The organism is Tardiphaga sp. 862_B3_N4_1 (assembly GCF_051811085.1).
GTDB lineage: Bacteria > Pseudomonadota > Alphaproteobacteria > Rhizobiales > Xanthobacteraceae > Tardiphaga > Tardiphaga robiniae.
This window is the reverse complement of the sequence record NZ_JBPWQB010000001.1, coordinates 883,591-908,803: the sequence shown is the minus strand read 5'-3', so window position 1 is coordinate 908,803 and position 25,213 is coordinate 883,591. Positions and strand designations below refer to the sequence as shown.

The following is a 25,213-nucleotide window of genomic DNA, read 5'->3' as shown; positions in this document are numbered from 1 at the left end:
GCCTGGGCCTTATGTGTCGAAGACCGGAACGTCGGCGAGCGCCTTCATCTTGCATTTTTCCAGCGAGGCATCGTCCACCGCCGTTTCGGGCCTGGTCCAGCTGATGACCTCATACAGATCCGTCTTGTCGGCGGGTTTTGCATTGCGGCGGGCAAGATAGATCGTCTGCTGCACTTGATGCGTCGCAGGATCGATATACGCATCGAAATGCTGCATGCGGTCGGCAGCGAGCATCTTGTGCCCTTCCAACTGCTTGATCACAGCGTGATTGCTGGTCGTACCGGCGCGCTCGATGGCGCGCAGCAATTCGCGTGTCGCGATGTAGCCGTTGTAGGAGACATTCCCGGGCACCGGAATCGGCGACTGCGGATAGGTCGCTTGCCAGCGTTTGACGAATTCGGCAACGCCGGGGAGCGGCAAAAGATGATACCAGTTGGTACCGAAGACGCCGAACAGCGTATCTTCCGCGCCCCAGATATCGGGCCAGTCCTGCTGATTGTTCACCCAGGCCGTTTTCTCTTCCAGCTTCAGTGCACTGATCTGCTGACGTAGCGCCTTCATGTCGTCGCCGCCGACGGCCATCGCGACCACATCAGGCTTGGCCTGCTGCACCTTGAGGAGATAGGAGGTGAAGTCGCGGGTGTTCTGCGGGATCAGCAGATTATCGATGATCTGTCCACCGGACTTCTCGACCTCGGCTTTGGTCGCGGCCGATGTCGTATGCCCCCACACATAATCGTTGGTCAGCAATAGCCACTTCTTGCCGATCTTCTGAACCGCGTTCTGGACAGCGGCCTTGGAAAAATTGGTTCCGTTCCCATCCCAGACAAATTTGATGCGCGAGCAGTTCTCGCCTGCTTCGCTTGGCGCCGACGAGTTGGTGTTGAAATAGATGGTGCCGTATTTATTCGCGACTTGCGTGATGGCATTGGCGACGCCCGAATGCACGGCGCCGATCAGGAAGCCACACTGCTCCTGCGTAATGAAACGCTCCGCGATGCGCGTCCCTGTCGCCGCGTTGGTTTCGGTGTCGGCCGTCGTCCATTCGATCTTGCGACCGAGAACGCCGCCTTTCGCGTTGAACTCATCAATGGCGAGGCGGATGCCGCGCATATCGTCCTGCCCGCTATTGCCATATTGGCCGCTGGCATCGCAGGTGAGCCCCAACTTGATTGGCTTCTTTTCTCCCTGCGCCAGAACACGTGTGTGCTGCCATGGACCGAAAAATGTCGCTGTGGCAGACAGCAAGCCGCCCTTCACGAGGGCACGCCGGGACAGCCCGGACGTATCGCTACGTCGCTTCATTGTTTCCTCCTGGAACTCGGCGGCTCTTTTATTGTCCGCGCATCGTATGGCCTTAGAATAAACATTCCACGAACCATGTAAAGTGGAATATACAAGTCAGAGAAACCGATGACCGCAAATACGAGCCAACCGCATGTCCACTAAAGCCAAAGCCGCCCAGCACGGCACTTATGAAAACCTCCGTCACGAGATCGCGCGCCAACATCCGGATTTTTCAGATCGTCTCCGGGTGATCGCTGAGTTTGCACTCGAACATCCCACCGAGATGGCGCTCGGGACCGTGGCGGAAGTTTCACAGCGTGCGAAGGTGCAGCCGTCCGCCATTGTGAGATTTGCGCGCGCACTGGGCTATGGCGGCTTCACGGAATTGCAACAGGTGTTCCGTTCAAGGCTCGTCGCCAGCGTGCCACCGAGCTACAAGGAGCGCATCACCGGGCTGCGACGCGATGGCCGCTTTCAGGGTGCGAACAATCCACAGGCGGTTCTGACCCGCTTCGCGTCAGAAGGCATGGTCTCGTTAGAAAGCCTGCAGGACCGCGTCAGGCAGGCAGATCTTGCGCGCGCGATCGAACTGCTCGGCGCCGCAGAGACGATCTATGTCCTGGGCCTCGGCGGCTCTTTCCCGGTCGCAGCGCATCTGACCTATGTTCTGCGCAAACTTGGGCGCCGCGTCGTTATCCTCGACGGACTTGGCAGCGCGCTTGGCGACCAGGCCGCCTCGGCGACCCCTGCCGATGCGCTCGTTGCCATCAGCTTCAGGGTCTACAATCCCGACACAGCGCGACTGTTTCCGGAACTCGTAGCCCGCCGCTTGCCTGTTATCTCGATCACGGACAGCTTGCTCAGCCCGATTGTCGAGGGCGCCAGCGTCGTCTTCGAAATTCCGGACATGCCGGAAGCCGCACTCCGCACGATGGTTGCTCCCATGTGTCTCGCCCAGACACTGGCCGTCGGTCTCACGCTTACACTCGACTGAAGACAACTCTCATTAACTGACAGGATGAAGCCATGTCCGCTCGTATGCTGGAAGGCCAGGTCGCACTCGTCACGGGTGCAGGTCGCGGGCTTGGCCGCGCCTTTGCCGAACGTCTCGCAGCCCTCGGTTGCCATATCGCGATTCACGGCATGCGCGAGCACGGTCCTTCCGAATTTGGTGGCACCGAGACGCTTACGGATGTCGCTCGATCGATAGCGGACAAACATGACGTCCGCACTTTCAAGGTGCTCGGCGATCTTACTATATCGGAGGACATCGAGCGGGTCATTCAAGTCACCGAGACCAGTCTCGGCCCCATCGATATCCTCGTACACAATGCCGGCGGCGACATCGCGGCTGCAGGCGGAAAGCCAAACCCGAACGATGTCGTGAGTATCAAGGCAGAGGATGTGCGGGCCGTCATCGACCGTAATCTTCTAAGCACAATCTTCGTCTGCCAGCAGGTGGCGCGGGGCATGATGAACCGGCGCCGGGGACGCATTATCAACATCGGCTCAGTCGCGGCATTCAAAGGGCGCACGAATTCATCGATCTACGCAACGGCAAAAGCCGGCGCGATGCATTTTACGCGGTGTCTCGCCGACCAGATGCGGACCTGTGATGTCACCGTCAACACGATCGCCCCCGGCGACACACGCACGGAACGGTTTATGGCAACACGCACCGTCGATCCGGCGCGGCTGATTCAGGAAGGGTCGCTCGACCGGATTGCCACCATAGACGAGGTTGCGCGCGTCATTGAGTTATTTGCCGGACCTATGGGAGCGTTCGTATCGGGGCAGGTCCTTCGCGTCGACGGCGGCAGCCAGCTCTGGCCGGCATGAGCCTCAAACTCCCAATTCAGTGACCATTTGGAATGCAGGAACCGAATCCTCTTCGTTGTTATTTGCAAGCCGCTGCGCAATCTCGCCATGAAACCTGCGGCTCCTTTTTCACCAGAGTCCGCTTAGCGCCAGAAGCCGACATTCAGAGATTCTGCCTACTCTCCGCCAAGCCCCAGCCGGTTTGGCATGCGCTTCTCAATGTTGAACTTGAGCAGGGCCGCGGAGCGGAAAATGCCGTGGGCGAATTTGCCGTAAGGCAGCGTCAGGAACAGCGCCATTACGGTGCCGAGATGGATCGCGAGCCACAGCGCCATGAAGCGGGTATCGCGCAGCAGCAGCAGCGCGAAGCCGGTGGCGCTGACTAGCAGCAGCAGCATGATGAAGCCGCGGTCCATGGCGTTCTGTTTGACGTCGGCGCGCAGCGCATCGCGCTTCAGGTTCAGCCACAGCAGGCCGGCCGGCCCGACGATCAGGCCGGTGCCGCCGAGTGAGCCGAGAATCACCGGCGCGCTGGTGAAGGCATAGGGTGCGTGCAGATTCCACAGATAGTGATAGAGCGTCGCCACGCAGGTCGCCGCGAAGCACAGCAGGAAGCCATAGAGCGTGAAATGGTGGAAGCGCCGCCGCCACGGCGTGAAGGCATCATCGTCCTCGTTGCAGCCCTCGCCATGGCCGCCGCCGAGATACTTCAGCCGCGCGACGTCGTGGACGGCTTCGGCCACCGCAGGAACGCGCGCCTGCGCGGCCGCCTTGATGTCGGCGGGATTGCCGTCCTTCGTCGGCGAGACCTCGCGCCAGAATTTGACCACGCCGATGGCGAGCGCCAGCATTGCGAACAGGAACACAGTGCCGAACAACAGCGCCAGGAAGTTGTGTGGGAAGATCGCATAGAACTGGCCCGCCAGCGGCTCATGGATAAGCCGGCCGTTCATCGCAACAGCAAGGATCATGAACAGCGCCAGACCACCCGACAGCGCGAACGCCACCGTCAGCCCGGCGCGCTCGTAGAGCCGGCCGAACGCGCGCGGCCACGCATAGTCCTGATAGGTGCGCACCCGCACCTTCGCCATCGCCTGCGGAACATTGACTGCAAACTCATGCGGCGGCGCATATTGGCACGCATAAAGGCACGAGCCGCAGTTGTGACAGAGATTCGCAAGGTAATGCGTATCGGCCGCGTTGAATTCGAGCCGACGCGTCATCGCCGGGAAGACGGCGCAGAATCCTTCGCAATAACGGCATGCGTTGCAGATCTGCATGACGCGGGCGATCTCCGCCTCGCCCACAGTCATCGCATCGGCAAAGTTCACGCCGCCTTCGCAGGCGCCGCCGGCGACGGGCGCTTCCAACTCAGTGACCGGCGGCATAGCGAAGCTCCTCTTGGAATGTCGGGTGGCGATGCCCGGTCGCAGCCGCCGCATTGACACCGGCGATGCGGCCGAACGCGGTGCCGATGCTCATGCCGACACCGGCGGTATAGCCCTTGCCGAGCACATTGCCGGCCACCATCTCGCCGGCGGCAAACAGGTTGCTGCTCGCAACGCCGTTGAAGCGGCAGGCCGCCGTCGCATCGGTCTTCATGCCGAGATAAGTGAAAGTGATGCCGGGTTTGAGCGGATAGGCGTAGAACGGCGGCGTGTCGATCACCCGCGCCCAGTGGGTCTTTGCGGGCGTGAGCCCGTCGGTACGGCAATCATCCAATGCGGTGTGATCGAACGTGCCGGGACGGCAGGCCGCATTATAGGCTGACAGCGTCTCGACGAAGATCGCGGGATCGACGCCGATCTTCGTGGCAAGTTCGTCCAGCGTATTGGCCTTGGTGCCATCGAACACCGGCGGCATGAAGCGACCGACCGCCTTCTGGTCGATGATCGACCACGCGGTCTGGCCCGGCTGTTGCGCGACAAGACGGCCCCAGATCGCATAGCGCTTCGGCCAGAAATCCTCGCCCTCGTCATAGAAGCGCTTGGCTTCGCGATTGACGACGACACCGAGCGAGACGCAATCGATGCGCGTGCAGATGCCGCCGTCATAGAGCGGCGCGCGCGCGTCGATGGCGACGCAATGCGCCTGGGTCGGATCTCCGATGCTGTCGGCACCGGCATCGATCATGAACTTGAGCAACACACCCTGATTGAAGCGAGTGCCGCGGATCAAGAAGTTCTCCGCGGTCCATTCGCCGCGCTCATTCTGGCCCCAGGCTTCACGCTGCCATTCCAGATTGGACTCGAAGCCGCCGCAGCCGAGCACACAGCTTTTTGCAGTGATGCGCTCGCCGGACTCGGTAATGGCAGCTATAAACTGGCCATCCTTCAGCTCGAGACTCTTCACAGGCGTGTCGTAACGGATTGCGACCCCGAGGGCCTCGGCTGATCGGTAATAGGCATTCACCAGCGCCTTGCCGCCGCCCATGAAGAACGCATTGGTACGCGCCACATGCAGCGCACCGGATAAAGGTGGCTGGAAATGCACGCCGTGCTTGCGCATCCATGGCCGGCAGCGCGACGAATGGCGGATCACCATCCGCGCCAGTGGCTCGTCAGTCAGGCCGCCTGTGACCTTCAAGAGATCCTGCCAATACTCTTCCTCGGGATAGGCCTCGACCAGCACGTCCTGCGGATCGTCATGCATGCAGCGCAGGTTGCGCACATGCATCGAATTGCCGCCGCGCCACGCCTGTGGCGCGGATTCCAGCATCAGCACCGATGCGCCTGCCTCGCGCGCCATTAGCGCCGAGCACAAAGCTGCATTGCCGCCACCGATGACGAGCACGTCCGATGGGGATGAAGATGTTGCCATGGATCAGGCCATTCCTGCGCAGCTTCGCGCCCCGTGTAAAATTGTCAGCGTCGATAGGCCGGCCATTCGCCACCCAGATTCATTGTGAGCTTTTTGGCAATGGGGCCCAGTACGCGTTTCATCTCGGCGATCTCTGCTGCGCCGAAGCGCTCGCGCGGCCCCGACAGCGAGATCACGCCGACGAGCATGCCGCGCGGGCCGAACACAGGTGCAGCCACCGCCGCGCAGCTCGGATCGCGTTCGCCGAGCGAGACATCAAAACCAGTGGCGCGAATGGCGTCATAGCGTTTTCCGGTGCTGCCGGCGTAAGCGAGAATGATGTGTCCGGCCGCGCCGCGCAGTAGTGCATAGCTGTGACCGGCCTCGACGCGGTCGAGCGTCGCGTGACGCGAATTCACCCGAAACAGGCAGACGCGGTTGTCGGCATCCTGCCGCACATGGAACGAGGCGCTCTCGGTGCCGCGATCGACCAGCTCCTGCAACGCCGGCACCACATGATGGCCGAGCGCATTCTTGCGGGTGAAAGCGACGCCAAGGCGAAATGCGGTCGGCCCGAGGTCGTAGCTACCATCCGGCAGCCGCGTGACATAACCGGTCGGGATCAGCGAGCTCAAAAGGCGCAGGATGGTGCTCTTGTAGAAGCCGGTACGAACAGCGAGTTCGGCCAGCATCATCGGTTGGTCAGCGGTTTCGAGCGCCGCCACAATGGACAAAGCCCGCTCGACGGCTGCGACGCCCTCGCCGGCTTCTCGCACCGGGACGTCCGTCGTTGCAGGTTTGGTCGCAGGCTTCTTCATGGGAGCTTCCGATCAGGCCGTACGCGACGCCTTGATGACGCGCGCCAAAACCGGCCAGTAGAGGTCGCCATCACCGGCGTCAATCGCCTCGCCCAGGATCTTGTCGGCAAGTTCCGCGCCTTGCAGCTTGATGTTCACCGACTTGGCAAGATCGAGCGCGTAGGAGATGTCCTTGCGAGCATATTCAGTCGAGAAGGCCCGCTCCGGGAACGTGTCGGGCAGCATCGCCTTCATGCCGTGATTGCGCAGCGCAAAGCTGTCAGCCGAGCCCTTGGAGAGCGTCTCGAACACCAGCTTGGGATCGAGCCCGGCCCGTTTGGCCGTTTCCAGCGCCTCGCCGAGCGCGACGACGGTTTCCATCAGCACCATATTGTTGAGGATCTTGACCACCTGGCCGGCGCCGATATCGCCGCAATGGGTGATGTCGGTGGCGAAAGTGGCGATCAGGGGCTGCAGCTTGGCGAAGATCGCCGCGCTGGCGCCGACCATGACGCTCAGCGTGCCCTCTTCCGCGGCCTGTCGCGTCCGCGCGATCGGCGCATCGGCATAGGCCGCGCCCCTGGCGGCGAAGCGCTCGGCGAGTTCGCGGCTGGCTTCGACCGGCGAGGTGCCGAGATCGACGACGGTGTGGCGCGCACCGGCACGCGCGAGCAGCCCGTCATCGCCCTCGCACACGGCCTGCACATGCTTGCCGCTGGGCAGCGCCATGAAGATGACGTCGCACTGCTTGGCGAGTTCGGCCAGCGAGTTTGCGCGCTTGACGCCTGCTTCCGCGAGACGCTGCAGCGGCGCATCGGCGCGGTCGAAGCCGAAAACCGGCACGCCCGACTTGCGGGCCAGATTGCGGCACATCGGCTCGCCCATCACGCCAAGACCGATAAAACCAATGGCAGTCACCATGCCGGACTCCTTCGTCTTCATTCCAAGAGAGATCGAGAAGCGGGCGCAGCCAGGGCTGCACCCGCGATGTCGTGGTTCGCCTAGCCCTTGACCAGCGGGCAGTTGCCTTCGCTCATCGGCCGGAACGCCTGTTCGCCGGGTGACGTCGTGATGACCTTGTAGTAATCGAACTTGTACTTCGATTCTTCCGGCTTCTTCACCTGCACCAGATACATGTTGTGCAACACGCGGCCATCGGGACGCACAGTGACGTTCTTGTTGTACATGTCGTTGACCTTCATCTCGTGCATCATCTTGGCGACCACGGCCGGGTCCTTGGTGCCCGCGGCCTTCACGGCGGCGAGATAGTGATGCACGCCGCTATACACACCGGCCTGCACCATGCTGGGGACCCTGTTGTTGGTCATCGCGAAATAGCGCTTTGTCCAGGCGCGGGTCTCGTCATTGAGGTCCCAGTAGAACGAGGTCGTGACCTGAAGGCCCTGCGTCGCCTTGAGACCGAGCGCATTGACGTCGGTGATGAACACGAGGAGACCAGCAAGCTGCTGGCCGCTCTCGACGATGCCGAACTCGCCGGCCTGCTTGATCGCGGTCTGCACGTCGGCCCCCGAGGTGGCGAGACCGACGACCTTGGCCTTGGAGCCCTGCGCTTGCAGCAGGAACGAGGCCATGTCGGTGGTCCCCAGCGGATGTGCGGAGGAACCGATCACCTTGCCGCCGGCGCCCTCGATGAACTTCGTCGCATCACGCTGCAAGGCATGGCCGAAAGCATAGTCGGCCGAGATGAAGTACCAGGTGTTGCCACCGGCCTTGGTGATGGCCTCAGAGGTCAGCTTCGACAGCGCATAGGTGTCGTAGTTGAAATGGAAGCTCACCGGCGAGCAGGCCTTGCCGGTGAAGTCCGACGATCCCGGGCCGCTGATGATGAAGATCTTGCCCTTCTGCTTTGCCACTTCGAGGATGGCGAAGCCGGCCGACGATGCGGCACCGTCGGCGATCATGTCGACGTTTTCGGTATCGAACCAGCGGCGCGCGGTGGCCGCAGCGACGTCCGGCTTGTTCTGGTGATCGGCGGTGACCACCTCGATCTTCTGCCCGAGAATCTCGCCGCCGAAATCCTCGGCCGCGAGCTTGGCAGCCGCCACCGAGCCGACGCCGCCATTGTCGGCGAACACGCCTGACTGGTCGTTCAGCACGCCGATCTTGATGGTCTCGGCAGCGCTGGCGACCTGCGCCGACAGCAAGAGTGCGGCGGATAGATAAAGACTTTTCGTGAATGCCCTGGTTGTCATGTGATGCCCTCTCCTCAGATTTTCTGTTATTGTTGGATTTTCTCAAGCACCGGCGCGATGTAACGCCGGAATTGCGCGGGATTCTCGCTCATCGGGAAATGGCCCAGCTGCTCCATTACGGTGACTTCCGCGCCCGCGATGCCGGAGGCCGTTTGCACGGTGTCTTCGGGCATGCAGGAGAAGTCGTACTCGCCGGTGAGCAGATAGAGCGGACAGATCTTGGTATCGATCGCCTTGGTGCGACCGCGCAGGTCGCCGTCGACGCGATAGAAATACAGATCGCCCTTGAACACGCCGGGGCCGCCCTGCTTGTAGGCCCACAGGGTCTCCATCCGCGCCTCCGCAGGAGACTGCGGCGCAACGAGACCGGATACCAGCGCGGCACAGACTTCGCCGCCATGGATATCCGGCCGATTAAGCCAGGTGGTGTCGTACCACGGCGCCTGGAAGTCCGCGGCTTCGAGGCCGATCAGGGCGCGGAATTCGCTGGCGTGATCGATGGCGAGATTGAGCACGATCCGGCCGCCGATCGAACAGCCCATCACGACGGGCTTGTCGAGATCGAGCGCCGCACTGAATGCGCGGATCGTCTGCGTATAGCGCGCGGTGGTGAGCTGATATTCGCTGCCGTCCCAATTCGCTGGCGGATTCGACTTGCCATGCCAGGGCATGTCGAAGGCAATGATGCGGAAGTGTTTGGTGAACTGTTCATCCGCAAGGAGATAGCGCCATTGCCGGTTGTCCGAGCCGGCGGTGTGCAGGCAGACCAGCGGAATGCCTTGGCCGGCTTCCTCGAAATAGATCCGGTGCGTGGTGCCGTCGATATCGACATGCACGTAACGCCCGATCATGGGTTCGATATATCCGGTCATGATGCAGCTCCCGACTTGCGCGGCAGTGCCAGCAGATCCTTGAAATACTGCAAATTGGTCATGAAGGGCTTGATGTCACCTTCGAGCTTGGCTTCGCCGCGCTTGGTCAGCGACAGAAGATCGTGCCACCCCGCCTTCGGCATCGGCTGCCAGAATGCGGTCCAGGCGTCAGGCGTCGCGCGATAGCCGAAAGTCCACGACCGCATCAGCACCGGCGCCGACACCATGTCGATGATGCGGCCGGCGCGAATGGCTACGTGGAACGCCTGCGTGGTCGAACCGAGCAGACAATCGACGTCGAGGAAGCGCCCGCGCTGGATCAGCGCAGCGTCGCGTTCGAGCAACGCCGGAATTTGCGAGAATGCCTCGCTGACCGGATCAGATCTTTTCAAGACCGGACTCCTTGATGATGCGGCCCCACAGTTCCGTCTGCTTGCTAACGTGGTCGGCAAGACCTTCCGGCGTGCTGGTATCCGGCTCGAGACCGATATCGGCGAAGAATTTTTTCGCCTCGTCGGTCGCCATGACCTGCAGGAAAGCCTTGTTGAGCTTCTGCACGATGTCGGCCGGCACATTCTTCGGCGCGAACAATCCGCTCCAGGCAGCGAAGTCGTAGCCGGGCAGACCGACCGTGGCCATCGGTGCCACCTCCGGTAGCGACGCGACCTTCTGCGGTGTCGTCACGCCGAGCGCGCGGAGGCTGCCATTGTTGATGAACTCACGCGTCACGGCCACGTCGGTAATGATGAATTCGATGCGGCCTCCGAGCAGATCGGTGATCGCCTGCGGCGTGCCGGGATAGGAGATGCGTACCGCGTCGATGCTCGCCATGGATCTCACGAGCTGCGCCGCCGCCATACTGCCGGTATTGCCGCTGCCATAGCTCAGCTTGCCTGGATTGGCCTTGGCGTAAGCGATGAATTCCTTGAGGTCCTTCGCCGGAAAATCCTTGGCAACCACCATCACCAGTGGATTGCGCGTCAACCGCGCGATTGGCGTGAAGTCGGCGACGGGATCGAATGGCATCTTGTTGTAGAGATGCACATTGGCCGAATGGGTCGAATTGGTCGCGAGATACAGCGTATAGCCGTCGCCCGGCGCGCGCGCGACTTCGGCCGCGCCGATATTGGCATTGGCGCCCGGCTTGTTGTCGACGAGGATCTTCTGGCCCAGCACTGCGCCGACTTTTTCGGCGAGGAAGCGCGCTTCCACGTCGGTGGCGCTCCCGGCCGGGAACGGCACCAGCAACCGGATCATCTTGCTCGGATAGGCGTCCTGCGCCTGCGCCGGTGTGAACACCGCTGTCGTCACCGCCAGCATGCCTGCCATCGCGACGCGCCGCGTGAGCGACCACGCCGCAGCCCACTGCTCTCTCATGTTTCAACTCCCAATCGATATTCTTGATGATTTTGTTGTTCAGCGCGCCCGACGCATGATCACCGACACGCAAGTGGCGCGCGCCGCGGCATCTGCCGCTGCGTTCACCGCCATCTCGTGGCATCCAATCGTACGCATCTTCGATCTCATCCAATTGCAGCACGTTCTGTCTGACAGAACAGTTGTTCTATTATATCAACATATGATTGGATGCCGCGCAAGTGAGGCGGAGTCAACCGCTTCCGACGACCAAGAAAGTGGACTTCGACATGGCCTATCCCAACATCGAGCTTTACGTGGACGGACAGTGGCGCCGGGCTCCCGGCGCACCGATCATCAATCCCGCCGATGAGAGCGTGCTCGGCACCGTGCCGCACGCGACCAGAGCCGATCTCGATGACGCACTGGATGCGGCGGTGCGCGGCTTCAATGTCTGGCGCAAGACGGCACCGAACGGGCGCGCGCAAATCATTCTGAAGGCTGCGGCGTTAATCCGCTCGCGCGTCGACGAGATGGCGACGGCGATGGTGCTCGAACAAGGCAAGCCGCTCGATCAGGCGAAGCTCGAAATCCTGCGCGGCTGCGAGATCATCGAATGGGATGCAACCGAAGGCATGCGCATGTATGGCCGCGTGATCCCGGCCGGTCCCGGTCTGCAACACACCGTGTATCGCCAGCCGATCGGCCCCGTTGCAGCATTCTCGCCGTGGAATTTCCCAATGAGCTCACCGGCGCGCAAGGTTGCCGGCGCGCTGGCGTCCGGCTGCTCGATCATCCTGAAAGCATCGGAAGAAACCCCGGCCGGCGCGGTGCAGCTGGTGCGCGCGTTCCATGATGCAGGCCTGCCCGCGGGCGTGCTCAATCTGGTGTTCGGCGATCCCGCCGAAATCTCCGGCTATCTGGTGCCGCATCAGGCGATCCGGCTTATCACCTTCACCGGCTCGGTGCCAGTCGGCAAACATCTGGCCGCCATGGCCGGTCAGCACATGAAGCCGGCGATCATGGAGCTCGGCGGCCACGGCCCGGTCATCATCTGCGACGACGCCGATCCGGTGACTACCGCAGCAGCATCGGTCGTCACCAAGTCGCGCAATGCGGGCCAGGTCTGCGTCGCGCCGACGCGCTTCTTCGTGCACGAGAAGAACTACGAGATCTTCGCAAAGAGTCTTGCCGAAGGCGCTGCCAAGCTGAAGATCGGCAACGGCATGGATCCGTCGACCCAACTCGGTCCGCTGGCGAATGGCCGTCGTATCGAGGCGATGGAGCGGCTGGTGTCGGATGCGACGGCGCGCGGAGCCCGCGTACTCGCCGGCGGCCAGCGCGTCGGCAATCGCGGCTATTACTTCCCGCTGACCGTGCTGGCGGACGTGCCGGACGATGCATTGGCGATGAACGAGGAGCCGTTCGGTCCGCTCGCTCTCGTCAATCCGGTGCGCGATCTCGACGAAGGCATCGCCAAGGCCAATGCATTGCCGTTCGGCCTTGCCGCCTATGCCTTCACGAAGTCAGCCGACAACGTGCAGCGGATCTCCAACGACGTGGAAACCGGTAACCTCACCATCAACCACTTCGTCGCATCCACAGCGGAGACGCCGTTCGGCGGCGTCAAGGACTCAGGCTATGGCCGCGAAGGCGGTACCGAGGGCCTCGCCTGCTACACGGTGACGAAGAACGTGTCGCATAAATTTGCGTGAGACATTCGTGGAGGCTGGGAAGCACTCTGGTTCTTCAAACGACTTTTGAAGAACCAGAGTCGCACGGGTGCAATCTACCGACACGATCTGCTCTCGTGCGATTGGTTTAAGCGACGGTACCGCTCCCAAAAATACATCGTCCGCGAAGTGGATCAGTGGCGAGAAGTTGTCATGCAAACGGAAGCTTCGGCGAGCGCCGGGCCTGCGAGTGGGGAAAGGTCACCCCAGCCTGCGCGCCTGAGCTCGCACCGAGATCGTAGACCTGTAGAACGCTACGGCCGCGCGTGCAGGTGACACGCCGGCCGCGGCCATCCTTCCGGATCTTGATGCCTACGCGCCGCCCCCGACGATCGTGGCGCTCGCGACAACCAGATAAAGAAGCAGGTTTAAGAGCATCCACGCCTCCGCACCGCCCCCCAAGCGGAACTTCCGAAAAACTCATCCATGTCCGCTTTGCGCCAGGAGCTGACATTGTCGGTAGCGCGTAACATGGACGCGCGGCACGCCACCTCACTCAAACTATTTCTTACATTCAGAAAATCGCACTGGAGAACCTGCATTGCCAGTTGCGCGGCGCCATGCCCCCGGCGGCAGTCCAGTCGCGGCGGAAAAGACGCGGGTGAAGTGGCTTTGATCGGCAAAGCCACAGGCCAGTGCGACATCGGCCAACGGCGTATCGGTCTTCATCAGAAGACCTCGGGCCTGCTCGACGCGCTGGGACAGTATCCACTGGTGAGGCGCCTTGCCCGTCGCTTTCTTGAAGCCGCGAATGAAATAGCCGCGCGACAAGCCGCAGGCCTGGGCAACATCAGCAACGCGCACATTACTGGCAGCGTTGTTGCTCAGCATTTCGATGGCGAGCGCCAGTTGTGGCCGCGATAACGCCGCGCCTTGCGACGTGGGTTCGAGACTGGTCGCATTGTTGTATCGCTCGATCAGATGAATACCGATCGTCGTTCCAAGCTGGTCGAGGAACAACGGACTCGCCTCGCTACTCTTCTGCAGAAAGGGCTCGACCACGCTGACGAGTCGCAACAAGACCGGATCAGTGTCACCGGCGTGGCACGCTAGGTCGACCGCGCCGCGCCACCCATGCTCCTGCGCCAGTTCGATCAAGAACGGCCGCGACACCTCCATCAGGAGAAAATCGAACGCGCCGCGCAGATCGGCACGATAATCATCCGCTAGGTTTCGGATATAAATCGAGCCTTCCTCGAACTCCTGGCCCGTGGCGTGATGCTCGTGAAAAACACGCCGCCGATGACCACGACCTTGCGAGATGCCGATCAGGAAACCGCGATCGTCGGCTGCGGTCGCGACCTGCCCGAGATGCGGATAGTCGCTCCCTTTGCGGAAAAACTTGATCCCGGCGCCGCGCAGCTCCTGATCCTGGTGGAGTTTGCTGGCGGGACAGCCGAACACATCGATCTTCGATTTCGGCATCGGCGAAACAGGCAACGGTTCAAGCATGTGGACCGGTCCCGCATATGATGCACCATCGGGAATTCGAGTACCCGCCATCATACACCCCCATCGCTGCACGCTGCAGATCGCCCGGACGTTCTCATACGTCCCAACGAACTACCTCAGATTTCAGTTTTGCCACGCACATGGTTGCACATGGCTGCGGCTCAATAATTTCCAGAATGCGGAATTTTATGCGGACAGACAATTGGAGCATGGTGGAGGCTGACTAGACCTTGGTCTAGGCGAGCGACGGCGGCTCATATCCCAACTGGTCGGCCATCCGCACGATGTCAGCGAGCGAGTTCGCCCGCATCTTGCGCATCATCGTGCCGCGATGGAGCTTGATCGTGGCCTCGCTCAGGTCCAGCGCAGCCGCAATCTGCTTGTTCATCAAGCCGGCGGCGACATACGCGAACACCTCGCGCTCCCTGACCGTCAAGGTGTCGAAATCCGCCTTGAGGCCAGCGATTTTCTCGGCCGCCTGCTTCGTCACACGGTCGCGTTTCACGGCCGCCTCAACCGCAGCAAGAAGATCCATCGCGCGAACGGGCTTGGTCAGGAATTCGATGGCGCCGGCCTTCATTGCCCGCACCGACATCGGCACATCGGCAAAGCCACTGATGACGATCACCGGCGTTGTGACATGCAGGGCAGCCAGATCATCGAGAAAATCGAGACCGTTACGACCGGGCAGATGCACATCGAGAACGATACAGCCAAATTTGTCCCGGTCGTCTTTGGCTAGGAACTCCTGCGCCGAGGCAAAGCACTCGACCTGAAGACCGACAGAGCGCAGCATGCCATCCAGGGCCTCGCGAATACCCTTGTCATCGTCAATGACGGCGACAACTGCGGTAACTGGCTCCGAAGTTGCGATCACGGTGTCACCTGCAGCGTACGTGGCGGCAGCGTGAAGCGAAAGCGCGTGCCGGTAGGCACGCGTGGCTCCGCCCAGAGCCTTCCGCCATGGGCATCGATGATGGAACGGCAGATCGACAGCCCCATGCCAATGCCATCCCGTTTGGTCGTGAAGAACGGATTGAAGATCATATCGAGGTGATCGGGATCGATACCCACCCCCGCATCTTCGACGGTGACGCAGACCTCTCCCAACGGATCCATCGCCGACACGACAGTCACACGCCGTTGTTGATTCTCCGATGAATTGATGGCATCGGCCGCGTTGGACACCAGGTTCAACATCACCTGTTGCAACTGCACCCGATCACCACCGATCGATGGCTGGTCGGGCTGAAGATTGACTTCCAGCGCAATCCCCTGCCGCGACAGTTCCGGCTGCACGATGGAGAGGACGCTTTCGATCATATCGTTCAGGGCGAGCTCTTCGAACACCACCGGCGCGTTGCGCGCAATCGCGCGGACGCGCTGGATGATCGCTCCGGCGCGATGCCCCTCCGCGATGGCTCGCTCCGCGGCGGCGCGGGCCTCGCCGACATTGGCCTTCTCGCCCTTGAGCCATTGCACGCAGGCCTCGGCATTCATGACAACGGCCATCAGCGGCTGATTGACTTCATGCGCAATGGACGCGGTGAGCTGCCCCATCGTGGTGATCCGCGACATGCGCGCCAGCTCCGCATGCGCCACCTGAAGCGCCGCCGTGCTCTCGCGCAGCTTGCGGTCGGCGCGGTCCTTGTACAGGGCCATTTCGATCACGGTGCGCAGTTGCAGATCCTCGAACGGCTTGAGCAGATAGCCGAATGGCTCGGCTTGACTGGCGCGCCTGACCGTCTCGTCATCGGCATAGGCCGTGAGGAACACTACCGGAATTTGGCATCTGCCGCGGATCTGTCGGGCGGCATCGATGCCGTCTATATCGCCTTCCAGACGGATGTCCATCAGCACCAGATCGGGGCGATTGCTGATCGCAAGCTCAACGGCCGCCTCGCCGCGGGCCGTCACCCCGATCACGGAATGACCGATCCGGCCGAGTTGCTCGCTGATATCGCGGGCAACGATGCGATCGTCCTCAACCACCATCACGCGAGCGCGCGTTGTCATGGCGCAAGCCTCGCGCTACGGCCAGCCTGGAATGTAAGGGTGCAAGTGGTGCCGCCGGTGCGATCGACAGAGAACGTCCCATGCAACTGCTCGACGAGATCGCGCACCAGCTGCAGACCGAGTGATCTGGTTTCGATGAAGTCGAACTGCTCCGGCATCCCGATGCCGTCATCCGCGACGGTCAGAATACATGTCCCGTTCGCGCTGCGGCCGAACCTGACCTTGATATATCCGCTGCGTTTGCCGGGAAAGGCGTGTTTGAACGCATTGGATACGAGCTCGTTGATGATGAGGCCGCAGGAGACAGCGCGATCCATATCAAGCGTGACGTCATCGCTTTCGGCCGTGATCTCGACGCGAACCCGCCCATAGGCGCGGCGCAGATGCGTGCACAGACTGAGCACATGGGTCTGCATCTGGATCTCAGCGAAGTTGCCGGCGCGATACAGATTTTCATGCACCAGCGCCATCGACCGCACACGGTTGCGGCTATCCGCAAACAGCGCCGCGGTGATCGGGTCGGTGATGCGCGACGCCTGCAGGTTCAGGAGACTACTGATAAGCTGCAGGTTGTTCTTGACGCGGTGATGCACTTCCTTGAGCAGCGCTTCCTTTTCGTTCAGCGATGCTTCCAGTCTTTCCCGTGCAGCGTTTCCGGTTGTGATGTCCATCATCGCGCGGCGGAGCTCGAGCTGGTTCATGATCTGCCGCGCGAGCGCCTGCAGCGTGAAGCGCTGGCGTGTCGACAGACCATCCGGGCGCGGCGTGTGATCCAACACACAAACGGTACCGATCGGCAGTCCGTTCTGTGTTTCCAGCAGCGCGCTGGCATAAAAGCGGAGCCTGGGACCCCCGCTCACCAATGGATTATGCTGGAAGCGTGTATCCGAAGACAGATCGGGGATCACGAAAAGATCCGTCTGGCGGATCGCCTGCGCGCAGATCGAATGATCGAGCGGCAGTTCCCGATCGCCGTGCCCGATACCGGTAAGGGTCCAGTGCCGGTCGCCATCTATCAGATTGATGGCCGCGATCGGCGCATCGCAGATATCCGACGCGATCTGCACGAAGTCTGCGAAATCCACATCAGATGCAGAATCGAGAATATCGTATCGATGCAAGGCCGCGATGCGATCGCGTTCATTCCACATGTCAGGCACTTATGTCGGCATCATCCGAACCATCACGCCAAAACGGGACCGATGGCGGGCGAGCGTGTAACCTATTCCGCCGCGGCACAAAATGAAACCACGCCTCATGGCCTCCGGACGTCCGGTTACCACCCATATTTGAGCTCCAAACCCAGATAATTGCTGTCGTGCCCGCCGGCGTTCCGCACCGTGTCGCCAATGGCGTAATGCACCGCCTCGACGGCTCCGGTCAGGTTGGCGTTGAAGACGTAATCCGCTCGAAGCTGCGAATAGACCCCCGTCCAGCGGCTGCCCTGCCCAGCCGTGCCCGCGACGGCAACGTTGGGCTGAACATAAACGGCATCGGCAACCGTCTGGCGCCACTGCATGCCGAGCCCGGCGGTCACCGTCAGATTGGCAATGGGCTTCACCGTCAGTGTCGGCTTGAGATGGATCAGGTTGGCGTAGCCGGTATAGCCTGCCAGCGAGAAATAGTAGCCGTTCGGGAACAGCGGATTGAACGTAGCGATCGTGTTGTCACCCGCACGCCCGTCACCTGACGCCGCATCCGCCTGCAAGCCGATCCTTGGCGTCCATGCGGCGTTAGAGAATGTGTAACCGGTGCGGCCGCCCAGTGCCCAGGCCTCGATCTCCTTAGGCCCGACATGCCCTGTCTGCCCCATCGCCTCGAGATCCCAATCGAAGCCATTGGCATTACCGGCAAAGCGGACGTCGAAGATGTGCCGCGTCTCTTCGCCCAGGGCGTCGAGATAACGCGCAGACGACCGCTCGAACAGGGAGTAGTAGCCGGAGAGTTCGTTGTCGCCGAACACCTTGCGTTCGATACGCGCAGTGCTGAAGCGGAAATTCTGGCCGGAGAAGTCGTCGAACACATCGCCAAAGCGATATTGCACCGGCTGGCTGACAAAGCCGATGAAACGCCACAACCCGGTCTCGTAATCCGCCCACACCGCATCGAAGGACTGCCGCACATTCGGCCCGTCGCGCGAGGACACAAAGCGTTGCAGATCGAAGGCAAAATCCTGCCGGCCGACGCGCGCCTTGAAGATGCCATCACCCAGCGCACCGCTATAGGCGATAAATGCCAGTCTCAGATCGAGCTGGTTCTGGTCGACCGGCGAGACGCTCGCCTTGTCAATGGTGCGGACATCCTCCAGCTGCGTGAAGATCTGCCAGTTCTCGTTCAGCCGGATGTCGACATGCATCTGCAGCCGTTGCAGCAGATAGGAATCGCCGCGCGTATTGCCGACGCCGAAATTCGGAGCGTCGTTGAACTCAAATCGCTCGCGCAGACTAGCACCTAGCGAGATATAGCTTTTCGGATCGGTGACAAAGAGCGGGATATATTTCAGAGCGTCGAATGGCTCGGTGCGCAACGCCGAAGTGGCGAGCGCAGACCAGTCTTCCTGCCAGCGATTGGTTAGAAGCTTCGGGCGCGCTGGCGTTAGCGCTGAATCGTCCGCATGCGCAGGCGGCAGCAGGACCGCGCTAAAGGCCAGCGCGGTCGCGGCTATCCAAGCCTTACTTGCCGACGGCAGAGTGAATCTCGGCAACATAGCCTCCGGGGAATTTTACCAGCGCTGCGCGGCGCGCATCCGCGACATAGGGCTCGACCAGCACCGTGGCACCGACCGTCTTCGCCTTGGCCAGCGTCTCGTCGAGCGACGGCACTTCATAGCCGGTCAGCTCATGGCCATAAGGATAAGGAAGCACGCCGTCGGTCACCAGCACAGTCATCTTGCCGAACTTCGACGTGATGCGAACCCGACGGTAGGTATCGTTGGGTCGGCCGATCTCGATGCCCGGCGCCTTCGCCGTGTCGGAGACAACGTTGCCTTTCGAGAAAGCGACAAAGCTCTTCACGAACTGATCGGCCCGGCCGGCCGGAACGTAGACGCGGTTTTCCGGGACCGTCTGCAGTTCCGGATAGGACGGCGCCGTCGTGTGCCAATAGAGCTGCATGTTGATGCCGCCCGGCCATTGCACAACGACGTCGCGGCCGATCGGATCGGGAAACGTCTTGACCAGCACGTCGGCGCCCGCGCCTTGCGCGGCTCTGACGGCGGCATCGATATCTGTAACGAGATAGCCGGTGCGCTCATGGCCGAATGGATAGGGAATCGGAGTCTTGAAGCCAAACACCGAGACCGACCCTGCCGGGGTCAGCAGAAGCTGCGACGTCGTGCTGCTCGGCGTCGGCGTCATTGTCGCAACTACCTGTTTGGTGCTCTTGCCACCAAAAGTCGCGATGAAGCTTTCGACAAAGCGATCGACCTCGTCCGGCGCAACATAGACGTGCGTCGTGTCATATTGCGCGCCGACGGCAAAGCCGACCTTCGCCGGCGCCTCGCGCGACCATGCATCTTGCGGCGCGGCCGATAGCAACGCGATGGAAAGAATGGCGGCGGTGAATTTGAACAAACGCATCATGGCAGTCCTTGTGGCGACTAGTGCTGATTGACCAGTTCGGGCTTCGACGTCGGGTTTTTCAGATCCAGCGTCAGAAAATGCCGGACCACGGGGGCGTCGGGCCCGATGTGATATTGCGTCATCTCGCGCTGCACATCGGCATCAGCCTTCGAGACGCGGTGATGCTGCCGCAGATGCTCCGCCCATGATTCCACCAGGAACCATTCGACGATCTTCTCCGGATCGGCGGCATCCTCGGTGATGCCCCAGCCATAAGCGCCATCGCGACGACGCGCTTCGGAGAGGCGCTTGAGCCCGGTGAAGAACGGCGCGCGGTTTTGACGCGCGATTCGATATTCAATCAGGATCAGGACGGGCCCCCGGTCATGTTCGACCTCGTCCGACGTCAGCGGCTCCGGCCAGTAATTGGACGGCGTGAGATCGGCTTCGCCTGTCGGCAGCTTCACCCGGTGCATGATGAAGGCGGCGACGGCGAGACCGCATGCGCTAACCAGCAGCGTCGCCGGCAGGCTCAGCGCTTGGGCCACCGCGCCCCAGCCGAGGCTTCCAGCAGCCATGGCACCGTTGAACACCATCAGATAGACAGCGAGACCGCGACCACGCACCCAGTTCGGCAGCACCGCCTGCGCGACGCCACTGAACGTCGTCAGCGCCGTGATCCACGCAGAACCGAGCAGCAGCAGAACCGGCAGCGCAACCCATTTCGGCGGCGCGAAGGACAGTACAGCCATCACACACGCCGACAACAGCGCGGCGATCAGCAGCAGCGCGTCGGAGTCGAGCTTCGCGCGGAGCCGCGGCAGCACCAGCGCGCCACCGATCGCGCCTGCACCAACCGCACCAAGCAGCACGCCGTAAAAACTGGCATCGCCACCCAGCAGATTACGCGCCACCAGCGGCAGCAGAGCCCAGATCGAGCTGGAGAATGCAAAGAAGATCGTTGCCCGCAGCAGCACGATGTGCAGTTCACGGCTAGAGCGGGTGTAGCGCAATCCGGCCCGGAACGCGCCGAAGAACTTCTCTGACAACACGTCATTCTCGGCCTTGGCGCGTGGCCACCACAGCAGTGCTGCGATGACGAACATGTAGCTGATGACATCGGCGCCATAGGTGACGGCGGCGCCGAATGTCGCCAGCAGGATGCCGCCGGCGGCCGGGCCGATCGAGCGCGAGACATTGATGCCCAGTGAATTCAGCGCGACCGCGCTCTTGATGTCCTGCCGCGGCACGAGCTCCGGCACGATCGCCTGCCATGTCGGCCCGACCAGTGCGGCGCCGATGCCGCCGATGAAGGTCAGCCCGATCAGCAGATTGACCGTCAGCAGCCCGTAATAAGACAGCATCATCAGCGTCGCGCTCACCAAGGCGAGCAGCACCTGCACCGCGATCAGGAATTTGCGGCGATCGAGAATATCGGACAGCACCCCGGCGGGGATCGCAAACAGGAAGATCGGAAGCGTGCCCGCGGCCTGGATCATGGTGACCGCTGCGGGCGCCGCCGACAGGTCTGTGACGAGCCAGGAGCTCGCCACGTCGCGCATGAAGCTGCCGGTATTGCCCATCACCGTCGCGACCCAGATCACCGCGAAGATGGATTGGCGGAATGGCGCGAAGGCGCTGGTTGCCTTGGCCGGCTCGGCGGCTCCGCTCATGGTTTTGCCTTCCTGGCCCGGTCATTAAGGTCATGCCATGCGACGAGCAGGAAGCCGCCGCACAGGCCGATATGTTCGAAAAACGAATTGGCGCTCATAAAGCGCTCTGGCGGAGCCAGCTCCCAGAACCGATTCGCCAGAAATGTCGCCATCAGCGTAAAGCCTGCCAGCGAGAGTGCACCGAGCCAGCGCCACACGCCACCAAGAATCAATAGCGAGGCAACCAGTTCGAGCCCAATCGTCGCCAGCGCGAAGGGCGCCGCCGGCTGCAGTCCGAAATGGTTCATCTCGGCAATCGCCCCCGGAAGGTCGAACGCCTTGACGAGCCCGCCCTGCAGATAGGCCGCACACAGGCAGAGCAAACCCAGCCAATGCATAACGGGTGCCCCGATCACGCGACGTGCGAGATTCGTGATCATACCGCCCAGCACGCGCAGCCGATTGCGCCCCAGAAGCTTTTGAGATCGGCGATGGGCAGCCTGCTGGACCACGCTGTCGCGTGATCGTGGCCGTGCACGCCGCAGGAATTGGCGCAGCCGCAGGTCATCGCCATCTTCTGCGCGACGACCTGTCCATTCGCATCGGGTGCAGCCCATGCGCCGTAGCCGCCGAAGGTGCGTACAGGTGACCAGTCCGGCATCGCCGGCGGCGGCGCATTCTCGTCGAGCTTGGCGAAATCACCGACGGCATAGACAACCTTTCCGCCGACGATTGTCAGCACTGCGCTCGTGTCGGCAATCTCGTTCTCCGCGCAGGAGAAGAAGTCACGATCGGGTACGACGATATCGGCGAGCTGGCCAACCTGGATGCGGCCCTTCTTGCCTTCTTCGTTCGAGAACCACGTTACGTTTTCGGTCCACATGCGCAACGCCGTTTCGCGGTCGAGGCAGTTGCGCTGCGGATAGAGCTGCATGCCGCCGACGGTACGGCCGGTGACCAGCCAGGACAGCGACACCCACGGATTATAGGAGGCCACGCGCGTGGCATCAGTGCCGGCGGAAACCTTGACGCCCTTGGCGAGCATCTTCGACACCGGGGGCGTCGCTTCTGCGGCGCCATGGCCGTAGCGCTCGACGAAATATTCGCCCTGATAGGCCATGCGGTGCTGCACGGCGATGCCGCCACCAAGGGCGGCGATACGGTCGATCGACTGATCCGAAATCGTTTCAGCGTGGTCGAAGAACCAGTTTAGCCCTTCCAGCGGCATCTCCTGATTGACGCGCTCGAACACATCCAGCGCACGGCTGATGGTCTCGTCATAGGTCGCGTGCATACGCCACGGCCATTTGTTCTGGACCAGAACGCGCACAACATCCTCGAGCTCGCCTTCCATTTCCGGCTCCATATCCGGGCGCGGCTGGCGGAAATCCTCGAAATCGGCAGCAGAGAACACCAGCATTTCGCCAGCGCCGTTATGGCGGAAATAGTCGTCGCCCTGCTTGTATTTGGACGTCTTGGTCCAGTTCAGGAAGTCGTCCTTCTCGCCCTTCGGCTTTTGGGTGAAGAGGTTATAGGCGAGACGGATCGTCAACTGATTCTCGTCATGCAGCTTCTGGATGACGGCATAATCCTCGGGATAGTTCTGGAAACCGCCGCCGGCATCGATGGCGCCGGTGACACCGAGGCGGTTGAGCTCGCGCATGAAATGGCGGGTGGAGTTGACCTGATAGTCGAATGGCAGCTTCGGCCCCTTGGCCAGCGTCGCATAGAGAATGCCGGCATTGGGCTTGGCCAGCAGCAGCCCGTTCGGATTGCCGTTAGCGTCGCGAATGATCTCACCGCCTGGCGGGTTTGGCGTGTCCTTCGTATAGCCGACGGCGCGCAGCGCGGCGCCATTGAGCAGTGCGCGATCATAGAGATGCAGCAGGAATACCGGTGTATCCGGCGCGACGGCATTCAACTCATCGATTGTCGGCAACCGCTTCTCGACGAACTGATGCTCGGTGAAGCCACCGACAACGCGCACCCATTGCGGCGGCGGGGTGATGGCGACCTGACGTTTCAGCATGTTCATGGCGTCGGAAAGCGAGCGCACGCCATCCCAGCGTAGCTCCATGTTGAAGTTCAGGCCGCCGCGAATGATGTGCAAGTGATTGTCGATCAGGCCGGGCAGCACGCGCTTGCCCTTGAGGTCGACGACCTTCGTCTTCGGTCCCGCCAGGGGCAGAATGTCCGCGTTATGGCCGACATGGGTGAAGCGACCATCCTTGATGGCCACCGCGCTGGCGACGGGATTGGAGCGATCGAGCGTCGTGAACAGGCCACGATGGAGAATGAGATCGGAGGTCTGCGGCTCGGTCATGGGGAGTTCCTTCGGCGATAGTGAATTGAACAGGCAATGTGATCGTGAGGCGGGTGCCGGAGACTAACCGCCGGCGGGCGGCTGCGGCGCCTTCTCGGCCACGACACGCGTATCGGAGCGCTGGCCCTTCGGCAGATGGCCGAACATGTGTGGCTTCACCTGTTCGAGCCAGGACTGCACCACCGGCTCCTTCTGCCAGAGGCTGCGTACCAACGGCGGCAATTGCTCGCCGACGAGAATGCCGAGCAGGCCGACCAGCGCCACCACCGGTGGCGCCGGAGAGCGCACATTGATCAGACTGTAGATGACGCCCACCAGCAGGCCTGCGCCAAGGGAGATCATGTGCGCTTTCATGTCGTTGTCCTCGGTTGTGTGACGTGACGGCCTACTTGGCCGGGCCGCCTTCGGAAGCGTGCTCGCCGAGCGCCCACTTCGAGAAGCGGATCTGGATGCCGTAAGGCGAATGCGCGCGCTGGATGTCCATCATGCCCTCATAGGTCTCGCTGCGCGCCCAATCCTGCTGCAGCTCATACGCATATTGCGAGGACGTGATCGGCACCGCGCCAGCCTGGATGGCGCGCTGCATGGCACGCTCATGCGCTTCCGGCGAGAGATCGCCGCAGGCGTCGGCAGCAATGTAGATTTCAAAGCCTTCGCGCAGCATGTCTAGGGTCGGGAAGATCACACAGGCTTCGGTCCACAGACCGGCGATCACGAATTTCTTGCGGCCGGTGGCGGCGACGGCTTTGCGGAAGTTCGGATCGAGCCACGAATTCATTGAGGTGCGATCAATGATCTCCTGTCCTGGAAACAGCGACACCACCTCGGGGATGAACGGGCCGGAAAACGACTCTGCCGCAACGGTTGTCAGAACGGTCGGAATCTTGAAGAGCTTCGCGGCTTTTGCAAGAATCTGGACGTTGTTCAATGTGACAAGGCGATCGTGCGACTGGACGCCCTGGAACATCGCAGGCTGAAAATCGATCAGCGCGATGGCGCTATTCTGCGGGGTCAGCATTTCCTGAAATGACATTCTGGTTCTCCGTGAAAGGATTGTGACGATTTCAAACTCGCGCACGCCGCAGGCGAATTTTCTTCAGCTGATGACGGGCGCTACTTCTGGTTTTACGAGCGACCGGTCTGGACCGCGAAGTCTCCACGCTATGTGCGCGAGAATGGCGGACAGCGTCTTGTCTGGAAGTCATCGACTTTGAATGATCGGTCACGGCACTATGTCGTAGGTGACTTACTGCGGTCTATCGTGTCTCGCCAAACCGCGCGAACAATTACCGACCAAAGTTGTGCCAACTCCAGGATAGCTCGAACCTCGCGCCG

23 protein-coding genes are annotated in these 25,213 nt (G+C 61.6%); 3 read left to right on the top strand and 20 right to left on the bottom strand.

The features are described 5' to 3' along the window. Positions 1 to 9 precede the first annotated feature (9 nt). Positions 10 to 1,305 carry an ABC transporter substrate-binding protein gene (locus tag AB8B02_RS04225; protein WP_439063208.1) on the bottom strand — a complete coding sequence of 432 codons (1,296 nt, stop codon included), beginning with the start codon at positions 1,303 to 1,305 and terminating at the stop codon, positions 10 to 12. Between the two features lie 133 nt (positions 1,306 to 1,438). Here AB8B02_RS04225 and AB8B02_RS04220 point away from each other — a divergent pair, with 133 nt between their 5' ends. Together AB8B02_RS04220 and AB8B02_RS04215 are read left to right on the top strand one after the other, a co-directional pair. Continuing rightward, positions 1,439 to 2,281 (top strand): MurR/RpiR family transcriptional regulator, encoded by an 843-nt coding sequence (locus AB8B02_RS04220; RefSeq protein ID WP_439063207.1) that lies wholly within the window; start codon positions 1,439 to 1,441, stop codon positions 2,279 to 2,281. Between the two features lie 44 nt (positions 2,282 to 2,325). After that, positions 2,326 to 3,126, top strand: a complete 801-nt coding sequence (locus AB8B02_RS04215; RefSeq protein WP_439063206.1) for an SDR family NAD(P)-dependent oxidoreductase — start codon at positions 2,326 to 2,328, stop codon at positions 3,124 to 3,126. A gap of 155 nt (positions 3,127 to 3,281) precedes the next feature. Here the strand turns inward: AB8B02_RS04215 and tcuB are convergent, their stop codons facing one another. The 8 genes from tcuB to AB8B02_RS04175 all read right to left on the bottom strand — a co-directional run bounded on the left by tcuB (position 3,282) and on the right by AB8B02_RS04175 (position 11,163). After that, positions 3,282 to 4,493, bottom strand: coding sequence for a tricarballylate utilization 4Fe-4S protein TcuB (gene tcuB / locus AB8B02_RS04210; protein WP_439063205.1), 1,212 nt, complete (start codon positions 4,491 to 4,493; stop codon positions 3,282 to 3,284). Continuing rightward, complete coding sequence (gene tcuA / locus AB8B02_RS04205) at positions 4,477 to 5,925, bottom strand: FAD-dependent tricarballylate dehydrogenase TcuA (protein WP_439063204.1); 1,449 nt, start codon at positions 5,923 to 5,925, stop codon at positions 4,477 to 4,479. The genes tcuB and tcuA overlap by 17 nt, the downstream gene beginning before the upstream one ends. Positions 5,926 to 5,969: 44 nt before the next feature. Further along, positions 5,970 to 6,722, bottom strand: a complete 753-nt coding sequence (locus AB8B02_RS04200; RefSeq protein WP_439063203.1) for an IclR family transcriptional regulator — start codon at positions 6,720 to 6,722, stop codon at positions 5,970 to 5,972. 12 nt (positions 6,723 to 6,734) lie between these two features. Continuing rightward, a complete protein-coding gene (locus AB8B02_RS04195; protein WP_439063202.1) occupies positions 6,735 to 7,622 on the bottom strand; it encodes an NAD(P)-dependent oxidoreductase in 888 nt (295 codons plus the stop codon). Between the two features lie 80 nt (positions 7,623 to 7,702). Beyond that, positions 7,703 to 8,914 (bottom strand): ABC transporter substrate-binding protein, encoded by a 1,212-nt coding sequence (locus AB8B02_RS04190; RefSeq protein ID WP_439063201.1) that lies wholly within the window; start codon positions 8,912 to 8,914, stop codon positions 7,703 to 7,705. 26 nt (positions 8,915 to 8,940) lie between these two features. Then, positions 8,941 to 9,786 (bottom strand): alpha/beta fold hydrolase, encoded by an 846-nt coding sequence (locus tag AB8B02_RS04185; RefSeq protein ID WP_439063200.1) that lies wholly within the window; start codon positions 9,784 to 9,786, stop codon positions 8,941 to 8,943. Continuing rightward, positions 9,783 to 10,178, bottom strand: coding sequence for a hypothetical protein (locus AB8B02_RS04180; RefSeq protein WP_439063199.1), 396 nt, complete (start codon positions 10,176 to 10,178; stop codon positions 9,783 to 9,785). Before AB8B02_RS04180 ends, AB8B02_RS04185 begins: the two co-directional genes overlap by 4 nt. Beyond that, positions 10,165 to 11,163, bottom strand: coding sequence for a Bug family tripartite tricarboxylate transporter substrate binding protein (locus AB8B02_RS04175; protein WP_439063198.1), 999 nt, complete (start codon positions 11,161 to 11,163; stop codon positions 10,165 to 10,167). Before AB8B02_RS04175 ends, AB8B02_RS04180 begins: the two co-directional genes overlap by 14 nt. Positions 11,164 to 11,432: 269 nt before the next feature. Here AB8B02_RS04175 and AB8B02_RS04170 point away from each other — a divergent pair, with 269 nt between their 5' ends. After that, positions 11,433 to 12,857 carry an NAD-dependent succinate-semialdehyde dehydrogenase gene (locus tag AB8B02_RS04170; protein WP_439063197.1) on the top strand — a complete coding sequence of 475 codons (1,425 nt, stop codon included), beginning with the start codon at positions 11,433 to 11,435 and terminating at the stop codon, positions 12,855 to 12,857. A gap of 519 nt (positions 12,858 to 13,376) precedes the next feature. On the opposite strand, the gene AB8B02_RS04165 is transcribed toward AB8B02_RS04170, so the two are convergent. From AB8B02_RS04165 to AB8B02_RS04115, 11 genes are all read right to left on the bottom strand, one after another. Next, positions 13,377 to 14,327, bottom strand: coding sequence for a helix-turn-helix domain-containing protein (locus AB8B02_RS04165; protein ID WP_439063196.1), 951 nt, complete (start codon positions 14,325 to 14,327; stop codon positions 13,377 to 13,379). Positions 14,328 to 14,562: 235 nt separating this feature from the next. Next, positions 14,563 to 15,204, bottom strand: a complete 642-nt coding sequence (locus AB8B02_RS04160; protein ID WP_439063195.1) for a response regulator transcription factor — start codon at positions 15,202 to 15,204, stop codon at positions 14,563 to 14,565. Beyond that, positions 15,201 to 16,343 carry a sensor histidine kinase gene (locus AB8B02_RS04155; RefSeq protein WP_439063194.1) on the bottom strand — a complete coding sequence of 381 codons (1,143 nt, stop codon included), beginning with the start codon at positions 16,341 to 16,343 and terminating at the stop codon, positions 15,201 to 15,203. The genes AB8B02_RS04160 and AB8B02_RS04155 overlap by 4 nt, the downstream gene beginning before the upstream one ends. Next, positions 16,340 to 17,494: a sensor histidine kinase gene (locus tag AB8B02_RS04150; protein WP_439063193.1), complete on the bottom strand. Its 1,155-nt coding sequence runs from the start codon at positions 17,492 to 17,494 to the stop codon at positions 16,340 to 16,342. Before AB8B02_RS04150 ends, AB8B02_RS04155 begins: the two co-directional genes overlap by 4 nt. Positions 17,495 to 17,619: 125 nt before the next feature. Continuing rightward, positions 17,620 to 19,050, bottom strand: a complete 1,431-nt coding sequence (locus AB8B02_RS04145; protein WP_439063192.1) for an alginate export family protein — start codon at positions 19,048 to 19,050, stop codon at positions 17,620 to 17,622. Next, positions 19,016 to 19,921, bottom strand: a complete 906-nt coding sequence (locus AB8B02_RS04140; RefSeq protein ID WP_439063191.1) for a glyoxalase — start codon at positions 19,919 to 19,921, stop codon at positions 19,016 to 19,018. The genes AB8B02_RS04145 and AB8B02_RS04140 overlap by 35 nt, the downstream gene beginning before the upstream one ends. A gap of 20 nt (positions 19,922 to 19,941) precedes the next feature. After that, entirely contained in the window at positions 19,942 to 21,576 is a 1,635-nt protein-coding gene (locus AB8B02_RS04135) for an MFS transporter (protein WP_439063190.1), read from the bottom strand. Beyond that, on the bottom strand, positions 21,573 to 21,995 hold the full coding sequence (locus AB8B02_RS04130; RefSeq protein ID WP_439062584.1) for a DoxX family protein: 423 nt from the start codon (positions 21,993 to 21,995) through the stop codon (positions 21,573 to 21,575). Before AB8B02_RS04130 ends, AB8B02_RS04135 begins: the two co-directional genes overlap by 4 nt. Further along, positions 21,992 to 23,878 carry an amidohydrolase gene (locus AB8B02_RS04125; protein WP_439063189.1) on the bottom strand — a complete coding sequence of 629 codons (1,887 nt, stop codon included), beginning with the start codon at positions 23,876 to 23,878 and terminating at the stop codon, positions 21,992 to 21,994. Before AB8B02_RS04125 ends, AB8B02_RS04130 begins: the two co-directional genes overlap by 4 nt. Positions 23,879 to 23,941: 63 nt before the next feature. Further along, positions 23,942 to 24,232, bottom strand: coding sequence for a XapX domain-containing protein (locus tag AB8B02_RS04120; RefSeq protein WP_089267974.1), 291 nt, complete (start codon positions 24,230 to 24,232; stop codon positions 23,942 to 23,944). Positions 24,233 to 24,263: 31 nt separating this feature from the next. Beyond that, positions 24,264 to 24,911 carry a hydrolase gene (locus tag AB8B02_RS04115; protein ID WP_089267975.1) on the bottom strand — a complete coding sequence of 216 codons (648 nt, stop codon included), beginning with the start codon at positions 24,909 to 24,911 and terminating at the stop codon, positions 24,264 to 24,266. Positions 24,912 to 25,213: the final 302 nt, after the last annotated feature.

Bases quoted from the DNA above. Each gene is read 5' to 3' on its own strand.
- AB8B02_RS04225 (WP_439063208.1), bottom strand. From the start codon at position 1,305: ATGAAGCGACGTAGCGATACGTCCGGGCTGTCCCGGCGTGCCCTCGTG.
- AB8B02_RS04220 (WP_439063207.1), top strand. From the start codon at position 1,439: ATGTCCACTAAAGCCAAAGCCGCCCAGCACGGCACTTATGAAAACCTC.
- AB8B02_RS04215 (WP_439063206.1), top strand. From the start codon at position 2,326: ATGCTGGAAGGCCAGGTCGCACTCGTCACGGGTGCAGGTCGCGGGCTT.
- tcuB (WP_439063205.1), bottom strand. From the start codon at position 4,493: ATGCCGCCGGTCACTGAGTTGGAAGCGCCCGTCGCCGGCGGCGCCTGC.
- tcuA (WP_439063204.1), bottom strand. From the start codon at position 5,925: ATGGCAACATCTTCATCCCCATCGGACGTGCTCGTCATCGGTGGCGGC.
- AB8B02_RS04200 (WP_439063203.1), bottom strand. From the start codon at position 6,722: ATGAAGAAGCCTGCGACCAAACCTGCAACGACGGACGTCCCGGTGCGA.
- AB8B02_RS04195 (WP_439063202.1), bottom strand. From the start codon at position 7,622: ATGGTGACTGCCATTGGTTTTATCGGTCTTGGCGTGATGGGCGAGCCG.
- AB8B02_RS04190 (WP_439063201.1), bottom strand. From the start codon at position 8,914: ATGACAACCAGGGCATTCACGAAAAGTCTTTATCTATCCGCCGCACTC.
- AB8B02_RS04185 (WP_439063200.1), bottom strand. From the start codon at position 9,786: ATGACCGGATATATCGAACCCATGATCGGGCGTTACGTGCATGTCGAT.
- AB8B02_RS04175 (WP_439063198.1), bottom strand. From the start codon at position 11,163: ATGAGAGAGCAGTGGGCTGCGGCGTGGTCGCTCACGCGGCGCGTCGCG.
- AB8B02_RS04170 (WP_439063197.1), top strand. From the start codon at position 11,433: ATGGCCTATCCCAACATCGAGCTTTACGTGGACGGACAGTGGCGCCGG.
- AB8B02_RS04165 (WP_439063196.1), bottom strand. From the start codon at position 14,327: ATGCTTGAACCGTTGCCTGTTTCGCCGATGCCGAAATCGAAGATCGAT.
- AB8B02_RS04155 (WP_439063194.1), bottom strand. From the start codon at position 16,343: ATGACAACGCGCGCTCGCGTGATGGTGGTTGAGGACGATCGCATCGTT.
- AB8B02_RS04150 (WP_439063193.1), bottom strand. From the start codon at position 17,494: ATGTGGAATGAACGCGATCGCATCGCGGCCTTGCATCGATACGATATT.
- AB8B02_RS04145 (WP_439063192.1), bottom strand. From the start codon at position 19,050: ATGTTGCCGAGATTCACTCTGCCGTCGGCAAGTAAGGCTTGGATAGCC.
- AB8B02_RS04140 (WP_439063191.1), bottom strand. From the start codon at position 19,921: ATGCGTTTGTTCAAATTCACCGCCGCCATTCTTTCCATCGCGTTGCTA.
- AB8B02_RS04135 (WP_439063190.1), bottom strand. From the start codon at position 21,576: ATGAGCGGAGCCGCCGAGCCGGCCAAGGCAACCAGCGCCTTCGCGCCA.
- AB8B02_RS04130 (WP_439062584.1), bottom strand. From the start codon at position 21,995: ATGATCACGAATCTCGCACGTCGCGTGATCGGGGCACCCGTTATGCAT.
- AB8B02_RS04125 (WP_439063189.1), bottom strand. From the start codon at position 23,878: ATGACCGAGCCGCAGACCTCCGATCTCATTCTCCATCGTGGCCTGTTC.
- AB8B02_RS04120 (WP_089267974.1), bottom strand. From the start codon at position 24,232: ATGAAAGCGCACATGATCTCCCTTGGCGCAGGCCTGCTGGTGGGCGTC.
- AB8B02_RS04115 (WP_089267975.1), bottom strand. From the start codon at position 24,911: ATGTCATTTCAGGAAATGCTGACCCCGCAGAATAGCGCCATCGCGCTG.